Source organism: Maribacter spongiicola (genome assembly GCF_052119685.1).
In the GTDB taxonomy this organism is placed as follows: domain Bacteria; phylum Bacteroidota; class Bacteroidia; order Flavobacteriales; family Flavobacteriaceae; genus Maribacter; species Maribacter spongiicola_A.
The window spans coordinates 299,138-312,101 of sequence record NZ_JBGQOO010000003.1; the positions used below are offsets into that span (position 1 = coordinate 299,138).

The window sequence follows — 12,964 nt, forward strand, 5'->3', positions numbered from 1 at the left end:
TGAGACAATCAAACTAAAAATTATTTTGCCTTCTTTCGCTCTACTTTCATCGTAGGGTTAAAAGATTTTATTCTTTTCTTACTTTCTGAACCTTTGGCAGATTTTAAATACTCTTGGTATCCTCTACCTTTAAACTCGTACGTTGTTCCACTATCTGGGTGATATAACTCTATAGTGCTGTCATTTATCACATATAACTCAAAATAATCATCGCCCATAAAGTCATAGTCTAAAGTCAATGTTTTTAATGAATTGTCGCCCTGAACATCATATACCTGATAATCACCCTCAAAATCCCACTGTAAATTAGAAACACTTGTATTTGGCGCATCTAATGAAGACCTGAAAAAATTGGGTAAAAATTGCACATAATTTTCATTATCAAAATCATTTAAAGCGCCTGCTTCACTAGTATAGATTTTCTCCCATGCATCATATTCTTGTATGAAGTAATTGATATTATCATAGAAGACCGTGTCATAATCGAAATTATTAATCTGATATCCTTTCAAATAATACGATGTATCTGAATTTGCATCATACAACTCTATCGTATTATTATTTACAGCAAAAACTTCTAGAAACCAAGATCCGTCAATATCGTGTGCAATATCAACAGTACCTCTAAGCGTACCATAAGTACCTACATCAATACCATAGCCACCACCCGTTTTGCCGATGCCAACGATATTATTATTTGCATATAAGACTCCGCGATCAAAAGACACTGTAAATGCTCTTTGTAAAAAAGGCACTTCACCATTACCACGCGTCGCATTAATATCTACATACCATAAATCATAGCTTTGTAAAACTTGATCGGTATTAAAAGCTGACTCTTCTATAAAACCATCTTCAATAATAACTTCTGAATAACACGAAACCATTAAGGTGGCCAATAGAAAATATCCTGTAAGTAGTTTTATAGTTTTCATATGATTTTATTTAATAGGTTATTAACCATAAAACAATCTCCATGCCAAAATTTACATAAGACTGATACTAATCATATTATGAGCATATAAATTATTGGTAAATTTGCCCTATGAACAACGATGCGAAATTTGCGGTTTTAGGTGGTGGAAGTTGGGCTACGGCCATCGTTAAAATGTTGACCAGTAACCAAGAAAAAGTTGGTTGGTATATGCGTAATGTCGATGCTATAGAGCATATTAAAACTCAAAAACACAACCCAAATTACCTGACTTCGGTAGAATTTAAGACCGAACAATTAGATTTGACCAACGATATTAACGAGGCTGTGAATAATGCCGATGTTTTAATTTTCGCTATTCCTTCTGCTTTTTTGGTCGGAGAATTAGATAAACTGACCGTTTCATTAAAAGACAAAATAATATTTTCAGCCATAAAAGGTATTGTACCCGAGTCGGGATTAATAGTCGGCGAGCATTTTCATAACGTTTACGAAATACCTTTTGATCATATTGGCGTAATAACTGGGCCTTGCCATGCTGAAGAGGTTGCGATGGAGCGACTTTCATATTTAACTATTGCTTGTGCAGATACCGAGAAGGCAAAATTGATTGCCAATAATCTCTCTAGCAATTATATTAAATCTAATATCAGTAAAGACATTATCGGTACAGAATATGCCGCCATGTTAAAAAATATCTATGCCATTGCCGCTGGTATTGCCCACGGATTGGGTTATGGTGATAATTTTCAGAGTGTATTGATGAGTAATGCAATTCGTGAAATGAAACGCTATACAAAACGTATTCATAAAATTGACAGAAACATCAATGAGTCTGCCTACCTAGGTGATTTGTTGGTTACCGGATACTCTGTATTTAGTCGTAATAGAATGTTCGGTAACATGATCGGAAAAGGATATACTGTAAAAAGTGCGCAGATGGAAATGAGTATGATTGCCGAAGGATATTACGCGGCAAAAAGTGCTTATAACATAAAGGAGAACTTTACAAAAAAGGTCAAAACTCCTATTATTGACGCTGTTTATAAAGTTCTCTATGAGAATAAAAATCCTAAGAAAGTTTTTTTAGACCTAACGGATAAATTAAATTAAGCTCATTAGAATTTTATCGAACTAAAAAAATAGGGTATTCGTAAAATAAAAAAAGCTAAAATTGGTTGTTAGCATATATAAAATTAATATATGAGCATTAAATTCCCCTTATCCTTTACAGTTTTATTTTTAAGCTTTTTATGTTTTTTAGGTTGTAGCAAAACTGAAAACGAAACTACTGAAACAATTACCCCTCCAGCACCAGTGCCAGAGGTAAACGCTGTTCTTAATTATGAAATAAACGCTGAAAATGCGTTAGATTTTGGTGATGTTGTTGAAAATTTTTCAAAGTCTATTTCAATTACGTTTACAAATACCGGTAATGCAGATTTAACCATTTCAAATATAACATTGCCAGAAGCGTTTAGTACAGAATTTAACACAATCACTTTAAAGCCGAATGATTCTACCAACGTGTCAATCAACTTTAATCCTGTAACGATTAAGGAATATAATGGTTTTTTAGAAATAGACTCAGATGCGACCAACACTGTTACTAACATTGCAATAGCTGGTAAAGGCGTAAGTAATATTTATGAGGGCTCTATTAGTCTTTTAAACCAAGAGGAAGTTGACGAGTTCTCATTATCCGGATATATTAAAATAACCGGTGTACTATTTATTGGAAATTTAACAGGTAATTCTTCTGCTATTTCTAGCTTAGAAAATCTTAATGTACTCACGGAAATTGGCTCATTAGATATTGCCAATACTACAGAACTAACTAACCTTGATGGATTGGAAGGTATCGTAATAAACCAAAGTATTTCTATAGGAAGGAATTCGAAACTTGAAAATTTAAATGCGTTAAGCCATATTACCATTGTTGAAAATTTTGTAAACATTTTTGGCAACCCTATGCTTAACGACATCAGTGGCTTATCAAACATAATTGAAATTAAAAATGATCTATGGATTAGAGAAAACGACATTCTAACCTCTTTAGATGCTTTTACAAAATTAACAACTATAGGTGATAGCTTTAGACTAGTTGACAATATTGCAATTGAATCTTTGGATGGTTTAGAAAACCTAACACAACAAGGTGGTAGCTTTACGGTGATGAACAATCCTAAACTTTATAATTACTGTGCCATTAGGTCTCTATTAAATAGTGAGAATTTTACAGGTAGTTTTAGCCATACTAGATGGAATAGATATAATCCTGAAATTGGTAATGTTAGGTCTGGAGAATGTTCAAGGGAGATACCTTTAGACACGTATCATGGAAGCTTAAATCTTGAAAGCGATAATGATATTCAAAGATTAGTTGCGAAAAATTTTACAAAATTTGAAGGTAGATTAAATATTACAGGATATCGTGAGCTTGGTGAAATTACAACACTAGAGCCAATGCAAAATTTTACAAGTATTACCAATTTAAATATTTCAAGTACTGATTTAGTAAATTTAGTTGGACTTGAAAATCTAACTTCATTAAATACACTGTCCATTAATACTAATGAAAGTTTAATTGATTATTGTGCTATCAGCACTTTAGCAAAGAATGAAGCAATAGAATTCTACACTGCAGAAAACAATCTCTTCAACCCTACATTAAATGATTTAATGGAAGAAAATTGCGCTCAATAAGTCAAGACTACTTCAAGCCTTATCTAATAAATTAGTCTAGATGCTTTGGATTATATTTAAAAAACAGACCCCCTTTAAAATAACATTTAAAGGGGGTCTGTTTATTTGTAATTTGCAACTACCTTCTCTCTAAAGAAAAATCTGAATGCTCTTTTAATTCTGCGTTCAACTTTGTTCTCCATTCTTCAATTTTAGCATCGTCTACCTTAAACTTACTCTGAAACACCTTTAATAAGGGCTCCATTAGGTTTCTAACACTTTCAATGTCGAAATATAACCTGCCGGTTCTTCTAATGAAGAAATCCATAGGGGTTTGCACCATTTCATAATCAATTCCGAAAGCCAATTCTGCCTTGGCTAAACGTACGTATTTATCATCTTCTACAATACCCTTATAATTCTCAAGAATAGTCTCTGTTTGTTTACCATAGTTGGTCACTAAAAACCAAGCATCGTGTTTGGTAAAACCTTCTTCTTTGATTTGGTCATACACCTCATCAATATATTTTTTTACATGCTTGAATTTCTTAAAATCTACGTTTCCACATAAAAATATTTTCTCTGTGTAACATTCTTTAAGTTTGGTATCATGCTCCTCTTCCATCTTCTTACCAATACGATCCACTACTCTTTCTGCCATTTTACGATAGCCTGTTAGTTTACCGCCAGCAATACTTATTAAGCCGGTATCTGACACAAAAATCTCATCTTTTCTTGATAATTCTGACGCAGACTTACCTTCTTCATGTATTAGAGGTCTTAAACCTGCCCAAGAAGAAACAATATCTTCTAACTCTAAATTAATAGCAGGGAACATATTATTCACCGCCGAAATCAAATAAATGGCGTCTGCAAGATCAGTTCTTACATTTTCTTTATTATCATTAAAGTTGGTATCTGTTGTACCTACATAGGTTACCTTACCTCTTGGTATGGCAAACATCATTCTACCATCGGGTATATCAAAATAGCAAGATTGTTTCACCGGTAATTTTTCGTACGGAAAAACCAAATGCACCCCTTTGGTCAAATGAAGTTGCTTTCCTTTTTTAGAATTATTCAGGCTTCGCAATTCATCTACCCACGGACCAGCAGCGCTAATTACGTATTTAGACTTAATTGTAAATTCTTTGCCCGTAACCGTATCTATTGCCTTAACACCAGCAATTTTCTCGTTGTCGTAAATAAACTCATTTACCTTGGCATAATTTAATGCCTGCGCACCAAATAAAAGACTGGTTTTTATATTCTCAATGGTTAAACGTGCATCGTCTGTTCTATATTCAGCATAATAACCTGCACCGTTCAAAATCTTTTTAGGTAACAAAGGTTCCAACTTCATGGCTTCCTTTTTCTCTAGCATTTTTCGCTTATCATCGCCCGTAACTTGAGCTAAAATATCATAAACCTTAAGACCAATAGATGTCAGCCATTTACCGTAAGAGCCATTTTCAATTAAAGGCAACAACATTTTTTCTGGCAATACTAAATGCGGAGCCAATTTATGGACAATGGCGCGCTCAGACCCTACCTCTTTTACCAACCAAAAATCGAATTGCTTTAAGTAGCGGAGTCCGCCATGTATCAATTTGGTAGATTTGCTACTCGTACCCGAAGCAAAATCTCCTTTTTCTAACAAGGCTACTTTTAGTCCGCGCGATGCTGCATCCAGGGCAATACCACCACCTGTAATTCCACCGCCGATTACCACTAAATCAAAATCTTCCGATTCTAGGTGATCTATCGTTTTTTGGCGTTCTAAATTGGTGAATTTTATATTTTTCATCAGTAGATGTGTTTTTAGTTTTAAGCAGATATTTTGGTCGTAACATAGACAAAACCTAACATCTACAAGCAAAGATATAGCTAGTTATATGCTATTCTATGCTCTATAAAATTAATAAATTGTAAAATTGATTATTAATCTATTCCTCTTCTTCCCAGCCTTTAGATCTTTCAACGGCTTTTTGCCATTTTTTGTATAAACGCTTTCTTTTTACACGATCAAATGTTGGTTTAAAAATTCGGTCCATTGGTCGGCTTTGATCAATATCAGATTGCTGCCAGAAACCTACTTGAATACCAGCTAAGAAAGCAGCACCCATAGCGGTAGATTCAATAATCTCAGGTCGGTGCACTTCAGAATCTAAAATATCTGCCTGAAATTGCATTAAATGATTATTTGCACACGCACCACCATCAACTCGTAAGTTCTTTAGCTGAATGCCCGAATCATCTTCCATAGCCTTTAAAATGTCTTTTGTTTGGTAAGCCAATGCTTCTAAGGTCGCCTTTGCCAAATGTGCTTTACCTGTATCTCTTGTTAAACCAAAAACGGCTCCTCTAGCATACATATCCCAATACGGTGCACCAAGACCTGCAAAAGCCGGCACTACATAGACGGGATTCTCACCTTCTATTGAATTTGCCAACTCTTCTGTTTCTTTGGCATCTTTTATAAGTTCTAAACCATCTCGCAACCACTGTATCGCCGCACCAGCAATAAAAATACTGCCCTCTAGCGCGTAATTGACCTTACCGTCTATACCGTATGCGATTGTGGTTAATAGTCCGTTCTTAGAAAACTGTGGTTTTTCCCCGGTATTCATTAACATAAAACAACCTGTACCATAGGTGTTTTTTGCAGACCCTTTCTTAAAACATGCCTGACCAAAAAGTGCTGCTTGCTGATCACCAGCAATACCTGCTATAGGAATTTTTACTCCGTCAATTTCATAATCTCCAAAATTCGCTGCAGATGGTTTTACTTCTGGCAGCATGGATTTAGGTATATCTAATGCCTTCAACATTTTATCGTCCCACTTTAGATTTACGATATCATAAATCATGGTACGTGAAGCATTGGTATAATCAGTTACATGATTATTACCCTTTGTCATGTTCCAAACCAACCAAGTGTCGATGGTACCCATCAATAAATCGCCTGCTTGAGCTTTCTTCTTGGCTCCTTCAACATTATCGAGAATCCATTTTACTTTCGTACCCGAAAAATAAGAATCAATGACCAAGCCTGTAGTTGTCTTTACATGCTCTGTGAGTCCGATTTTTTTCAAATGCTCACAAATATCCGCCGTACGTTTGTCTTGCCACACAATGGCGTTATAAACAGGCTCCCCAGTGTTTTTATCCCAAACTACAGTAGTTTCTCTTTGGTTGGTGATCCCAATCGCCATTATTTCGGTCGGTTTCACTTTTTCCTTTTCCAAAAGTTCTTTTAAAACTCCCATCTGAGAAGCTAAAATTTCTTTTGGATCATGTTCTACCCAACCCGATTTAGGGAAAATTTGTTTGAATTCTTTTTGAACCATCCCTTTAATGGTACCATCATGGTCTATCAATAAAGCCCTAGAGCTCGTTGTACCTTGATCTAATGATATTATAAATTGCCTTGACATGTGCTTTAAGTTATTTCTCTAAATATAGCGGAAATAAAAATTAATGCAAAGCAGCAAAAATTGAAGCGATGTGAAGAATTATGTGCTTCTGTTAAAACTATATTCTCGTTCTACTAAACAAATGCGAACAGTATAAGAATTGTACCAATCTGCTATACCTTTTTTCTGAGCTAATAAATGGTCTGCTTGCTGTCTCCAATCATAAATTGCATTTAGACTTTCCCAGTAACTTACGGTTATTCCTATTTCTTGGCGTGCACTTTCAATGCCAATATAGCCAGATTGTTTTTTTGCCAATTGCTCCATGAAATCTGCCATATCGCCATAACCATTATCACCTGCAGTTCTCGTAGAAGTAAAAATAACAGCGTAATAAGGCTCTTTCATGATTTATTGAATAAACTCTTTTTCTACAAAATAGGTAACAATTGCTTCTTTCATAAGCACAGTTTGCTCCCCAGCTTTTAAAGATGGTAATTCTTCTATAACATTATAATGAGGCCAGCCGTCTTCATCGAAAAAACTGAATTCATAAAATCCATAAGGCTCTAAAAGACGACATATCGCTATATGCATTAAGTCTAACTTATCATCTTTCTTATATTTTTTATGGTATTGCCCTAATTCTTGAACCCCTATCAGGTAAATGATTGCATCTAGTTCTAAAGGGTCTCCGTCAGAAAACTTTCCAGAAAGCTTTTCTACCAAATAATCCCATCGTTCTTTTAATTGTATATCCCTTGCCATAAAAATTCCTTCAATCTCATCTATGATATAGACCTTGCAAAGGTACAAATCAAAGTTCTATATTTGTTAAAACACTTTACGAATGGGACTTTTAGATATTTTACTTGGATTACCCTTAATATGGGGTCTATGGAAGGGATATAAAAATGGTCTATTCATGGAAATAGCATCTATTGTAGCACTTGTTGCAGGTATTTTCGGAGCAATCCATTTTTCTTACATAACTGGCAACTACTTATCTGAGCATTTAAACTGGGATGAACGCAATATGAGCATCATCGCTTTTATAATTACCCTGGTCTTAATTATTATTGTTGTAAACCTTGCTGGTAAATTATTGACCAAAGTTGCCAACTTTGCCATGCTCGGCTTATTGAATAAAATTGCAGGTGGTATTTTTGGTATGTTAAAGGTGGCTATTTTGCTTGGTGCCGCTTTCATATTTTTTGATAGGATGGATAATACCTTTAACCTAATACAAGAAGAGACTAAAAAGAAATCTATTCTATATCAACCTATTAAAGATATTGGCGCATTAATTTTTGATAACGTATTACAGAATGAAGTACTTCAAAAAGAGTCATCTGAAGAACCTATTACTATTTAAACAGTTAGTCTGCTAATCTATCTTTTTGTACACTTTATCGAATATGCATTTTTGTTACTGCCCTGCGTTTAATTTTTCAATAATATTACTACATCGATAACCCAAATCGATTGCGAGAGCTTAGAACACTCTTAACTTTTTTACCTACTGCGCTACGCCGAGAGGCTACATGATTTAAAGACACTTATATGAAAATGAGATTGCTTTACGCGGTCCCTGTCTTTTTATTACTTTTTCTTGGTTCTTGCACTAGCGAGTCTATTGATGATACGCCAGTACTTGAAGCTGAAAACGTTTTAACTATAGAGCAGGACCTACTAGATATTGTAAATAAGCATCGTTTAAGCCTAAATACCAATACTTTGGCGTTTAGCGATGTAGCATATAAATACGCAAACCTTCATACCGACTACATGATATCTAAGGGTAACATTAGCCACGATAATTTTAGTTCAAGAGCATCTAACATCGATTCTGAAATAAGCGTTGAAATTGTTGCAGAAAATGTTGCTAAAGATTATCAATCTGCTTTAGAGGCGTTCGAAGGATGGTATGTTAGCAGCAGCCATAAAAAAACGATGGAAGGCGATTTTACACACACTGGCATAAGTGTAAAGAAAGATGACCAGGGCAACTATTACTTTACTCAACTTTTTTACAAGCAGTAGAACATTTGTATTACTTTATTAAGGACTAATCTAGGTTTAGTTTAACTCAAATTCGCTGACTGGTTTCTTTAAGTTGATGAAATGTAGATAGTCACATGAAATGCACTTTTATTCGTTGTAATTTTTGACGTATTTTAACAATCAACCCCAATCTATAGATTCGTGTCGCTTACCGCACAAAATATACTTTCTATAGATATTCTTCTTAATGAAAAGATTTGTGAGCCTATTTTTGTCATTCAATACTTAAATAGTTCCCCTTTATGAAATCTTCATTATTTTATTTAGTTATAATCATTACTGTTTTATCGTCATGTTCTAGATATGAGAACTTTGTGGGTTACGAAGAAACTTCTGAAGAACAATTGTCAACTTATACTTTGGCTTCTTCTAATTCACATAACAATCTAGAAGCCGAACTTTTTGAAATGATAAATAATTATCGAGTTAGCATAGGTTTAAATGAACTGCAATTTGAGAGTACAACATTCTACTATGCAAGCCTTCATACCACATATATGATTTCAAAAGGTAAAACAAGTCATGATAATTTTAGTAAGCGAGCAAGTAACATTGCAAAAAGAACCAATGCCGTATTTGTTGCAGAAAATGTAGCAAGAAAATACGATACAATTGAAGATGCTTTTGATGCATGGTTACTAAGTGCTGGTCACAGAGAAAATATAGAAGGTAACTATGATTTTTCTGCTATAAACATTCAACAAAATAATAAAGGAGATTTATATTTTACACAACTTTTTTTTAGATAGAATTTTAGAAATTAAAATTTGAAAGCCTTTGTAACCCAAAGGCTTTTTTTATGCTTACCTTTTAGGTAAGAAATGATCATTTCTTTAACTTTCACTAAAAATCATAGAAATGAGTATACAAGCACCATTTAATCTTAACAAATGGATAGAAGAAAACAGAGCTTCTCTCAAGCCACCTGTCGGAAACAAAAATTTATATAAAGATGCTGGCGATTATATTGTTATGATCGTTGCAGGACCAAATGCCAGAAAAGATTACCATTATAACGAAACTGAAGAGTTGTTTTATCAACTTGAAGGTAATATAGAAGTTCACATTCAAGAAAATGGTAAAAAAAGAACCATGCAATTAGGTCCTGGAGACATGTATTTGCACCCTGCAAAAGTACCTCACTCGCCGGTTCGTAAAGAAGGCTCTATTGGTCTAGTCATAGAACGAAAACGCGCCGACATGAATGTTGACGATGGTCTGTTATGGTTTTGCGACAATTGTAACCACAAATTATATGAAGCTTATTTTACCCTTCATGACATTGAAAAAGATTTCTTATCTCACTTTAAACATTTTTACAGTTCAAAAGAATTAAGAACTTGCGATAATTGTGGTACAGTAATGCCGGTTGACGAACGTTTTATAGCTAAAGAATAATGATAATAGCAGCAAAAATTATTACCGCTCTCGTAGCCCTCATTCATATTTATATTCTTTGGTTTGAAATGTTCGCATGGACGACGACCGGTAGAAAAGTGTTTAGAAATTTTCCGAAAGATTTATTTGAACCTACAAAATCTATGGCGGCAAACCAAGGGTTATACAATGGCTTTTTAGCTGCTGGGCTGATCTGGTCTTTTTTCATAACCGATATACAATGGTCTGCAAACGTTGCAATCTTCTTTTTAGGTTGCGTTGCTATTGCTGGTGCTTATGGTGCACTAACCGTAAGTAAAAAAATATTTGTTGTTCAAAGTATTCCCGCTTTACTAGGTATTATCTTTTGGTGTATCGTTAAATTTTCATAGAATAAATAAGATGTCTTATTGGATAAAATTCTTTGTATTTTTGTAATATATCTAACATTAATCACACAAAAAGTTATAAAATGTCAAAAATAGCAGCAGATTTCGGAATACACGATGCTCTAAAAGCATTAGGAATTAAAGATGTTAACGAGGGTACTTCAACTGGATCTAACCATTTTTCTTCAGGCGATACTATTTCATCGTACTCACCGGTAGATGGTTCACTAATTGCAAAGGTCAAAACAACGACAAAAGCAGATTACGAAAAAGTAATGTCTACTGCTACGACAACTTTTAAAGAGTGGAGAACAAAACCTGCACCGCTACGTGGTGAAATTGTTAGACAATTCGGCGAAAAATTAAGAGAGCTTAAAGAACCGTTGGGCAAACTTGTTTCTTATGAAATGGGAAAAAGCTACCAAGAAGGTTTAGGCGAGGTTCAAGAAATGATAGACATCTGTGACTTCGCAGTTGGTCTTTCTCGTCAATTACACGGTTTAACTATGCACTCAGAAAGACCTGGGCATAGAATGTACGAGCAATATCATTCATTAGGTGTGGTTGGTATTATTTCTGCCTTTAATTTTCCTGTAGCCGTTTGGGCTTGGAATACGGCGCTTGCGTGGATCTGTGGTGATGTTTGTGTTTGGAAACCATCGGAAAAAACTCCGCTATGTGGTATAGCTTGTCAAAATATAGCTGCTGCAGTTATGAAAGCCAATAACCTACCTGAAGGTATTTCTTGCTTAATAAATGGTGATTATAAAATTGGTGAATTAATGACCCAAGATAATAGAGTACCGTTAGTATCTGCAACTGGATCTATTAGAATGGGAAAAATAGTTGCTCAAGCTGTTGCTGCCAGACTTGGAAAATCTTTACTGGAACTTGGTGGTAACAATGCTATTATCGTTACACCAGACGCTGACTTAAAAATGACCGTCATTGGTGCCGTGTTCGGTGCTGTAGGTACTGCCGGCCAACGTTGTACTTCTACAAGAAGATTGATCATTCACGAATCGATGTATGATCAGGTAAAAGAAGCAGTTGTTGCGGCATATGAGCAATTAAGAATTGGAAACCCATTAGATGAAAATAATCATGTTGGTCCATTAATTGATACCGATGCAGTTGCACAATATAAAATGGCTCTTGAAAAAGTGGTTAAAGAAGGTGGAAAATTAATCGTTGAAGGGGGCGTTTTAGATGGTGCTGGCTATGAAAGTGGTTGTTACGTTAAACCTGCAATTGCAGAAGCTAAAAACGATTTCGAAATTGTTCAGCACGAAACATTTGCTCCAGTTCTTTACCTACTAAAATATTCTGGTGATGTTGAAAATGCCATTGCTATACAAAATGGTGTGGTACAAGGACTTTCATCTGCTATTATGACAAACAATCTTCGTGAAGCCGAACATTTTCTTTCTGCTTGGGGTAGCGATTGTGGTATTGCCAATGTAAACATCGGTACTTCTGGTGCTGAAATTGGTGGTGCTTTTGGTGGTGAAAAAGAAACTGGCGGTGGTCGCGAAAGCGGTTCTGATGCTTGGAAAGTGTACATGAGAAGACAAACCAATACTATTAACTATACTACTGAGCTTCCTTTAGCACAGGGTATAAAGTTTGATCTATAATAAAAACATAAATTCCTTTGTATGTTCAATAACTAGGTAGCTTTTCAATTGGTTGGTTCGTTCGACCAACTACCATGAAGTAAAGTTTGAATACCTAGAACAATAAACATGCAAAGGAAATTTATAATACCTTTTATTTTTTTCTTCATTTTATAGTGTAAATACCTCTGTATTAAACTAATAAATTATCCTACTCGTTTCAACTAATTCTGTACAGCTTTACCCGAATATTGTATAGTTGGATTTTTATTCCCTTAAATTTTAGACATAAAAAAAATCCTGTCGACTTCAAGAGGACAGGATTTTTTAACCAACTAACTCAAAACTTCAAATTGTATATTCAATGCCCAATCTTTGTGGGGAGATGTATACCATTTAAAATACTTACGTAAAAATGCAACTTATAGTTGTTGCTTCATACACTTTTTATATCGTTTTACCCACTGATTGTATAGTTGGTAT

The 12,964-nt window shown here is 34.7% G+C and carries 13 protein-coding genes; 8 read left to right on the forward strand and 5 right to left on the reverse strand.

Annotation, left to right across the window (positions count from 1 at the left end; translation table 11 throughout):
* Positions 1-20 precede the first annotated feature (20 nt).
* Entirely contained in the window at positions 21-935 is a 915-nt protein-coding gene (locus ACEN2N_RS07720) for a nicotinic acid mononucleotide adenyltransferase (RefSeq protein WP_441823783.1), read from the reverse strand.
* Positions 936-1,045: 110 nt separating this feature from the next.
* Here ACEN2N_RS07720 and ACEN2N_RS07725 point away from each other — a divergent pair, with 110 nt between their 5' ends.
* Entirely contained in the window at positions 1,046-2,047 is a 1,002-nt protein-coding gene (locus ACEN2N_RS07725) for an NAD(P)H-dependent glycerol-3-phosphate dehydrogenase (RefSeq protein ID WP_441823784.1), read from the forward strand.
* A 90-nt stretch (positions 2,048-2,137) separates the two neighbouring features.
* A complete protein-coding gene (locus tag ACEN2N_RS07730) occupies positions 2,138-3,640 on the forward strand; it encodes an Ig-like domain-containing protein (protein WP_441823785.1) in 1,503 nt (500 codons plus the stop codon).
* Between the two features lie 118 nt (positions 3,641-3,758).
* Here ACEN2N_RS07730 and ACEN2N_RS07735 read toward each other — a convergent pair whose 3' ends face one another.
* The 4 genes from ACEN2N_RS07735 to ACEN2N_RS07750 all read right to left on the reverse strand — a co-directional run bounded on the left by ACEN2N_RS07735 (position 3,759) and on the right by ACEN2N_RS07750 (position 7,803).
* Entirely contained in the window at positions 3,759-5,426 is a 1,668-nt protein-coding gene (locus ACEN2N_RS07735; RefSeq protein WP_441823786.1) for a glycerol-3-phosphate dehydrogenase/oxidase, read from the reverse strand.
* A 139-nt stretch (positions 5,427-5,565) separates the two neighbouring features.
* Positions 5,566-7,056 carry a glycerol kinase GlpK gene (glpK, locus tag ACEN2N_RS07740; protein ID WP_441823787.1) on the reverse strand — a complete coding sequence of 497 codons (1,491 nt, stop codon included), beginning with the start codon at positions 7,054-7,056 and terminating at the stop codon, positions 5,566-5,568.
* A gap of 78 nt (positions 7,057-7,134) precedes the next feature.
* On the reverse strand, positions 7,135-7,443 hold the full coding sequence (locus ACEN2N_RS07745) for an antibiotic biosynthesis monooxygenase family protein (protein ID WP_441823788.1): 309 nt from the start codon (positions 7,441-7,443) through the stop codon (positions 7,135-7,137).
* Between the two features lie 3 nt (positions 7,444-7,446).
* Positions 7,447-7,803 (reverse strand): hypothetical protein, encoded by a 357-nt coding sequence (locus ACEN2N_RS07750; protein WP_441823789.1) that lies wholly within the window; start codon positions 7,801-7,803, stop codon positions 7,447-7,449.
* A gap of 82 nt (positions 7,804-7,885) precedes the next feature.
* Between ACEN2N_RS07750 and ACEN2N_RS07755 the strand changes: the two genes are divergently transcribed.
* The 6 genes from ACEN2N_RS07755 (at position 7,886) to amaB (ending at position 12,502) form a co-directional block, all read left to right on the forward strand.
* Entirely contained in the window at positions 7,886-8,410 is a 525-nt protein-coding gene (locus tag ACEN2N_RS07755; RefSeq protein WP_441823790.1) for a CvpA family protein, read from the forward strand.
* 188 nt (positions 8,411-8,598) lie between these two features.
* Positions 8,599-9,078, forward strand: coding sequence for a CAP domain-containing protein (locus ACEN2N_RS07760; protein ID WP_441823791.1), 480 nt, complete (start codon positions 8,599-8,601; stop codon positions 9,076-9,078).
* Positions 9,079-9,341: 263 nt separating this feature from the next.
* Complete coding sequence (locus tag ACEN2N_RS07765) at positions 9,342-9,848, forward strand: CAP domain-containing protein (RefSeq protein WP_441823792.1); 507 nt, start codon at positions 9,342-9,344, stop codon at positions 9,846-9,848.
* 109 nt (positions 9,849-9,957) lie between these two features.
* Entirely contained in the window at positions 9,958-10,497 is a 540-nt protein-coding gene (locus ACEN2N_RS07770; protein ID WP_441823793.1) for a 3-hydroxyanthranilate 3,4-dioxygenase, read from the forward strand.
* The gene (locus ACEN2N_RS07775) at positions 10,497-10,868 is read left to right on the forward strand and encodes a DUF1304 domain-containing protein (RefSeq protein WP_441823794.1); all 372 of its coding nucleotides are present in this window, start codon (positions 10,497-10,499) and stop codon (positions 10,866-10,868) included. Before ACEN2N_RS07770 ends, ACEN2N_RS07775 begins: the two co-directional genes overlap by 1 nt.
* A gap of 80 nt (positions 10,869-10,948) precedes the next feature.
* Positions 10,949-12,502, forward strand: a complete 1,554-nt coding sequence (amaB, locus tag ACEN2N_RS07780; RefSeq protein ID WP_441823795.1) for an L-piperidine-6-carboxylate dehydrogenase — start codon at positions 10,949-10,951, stop codon at positions 12,500-12,502.
* The last annotated feature ends 462 nt before the right edge of the window (positions 12,503-12,964 follow it).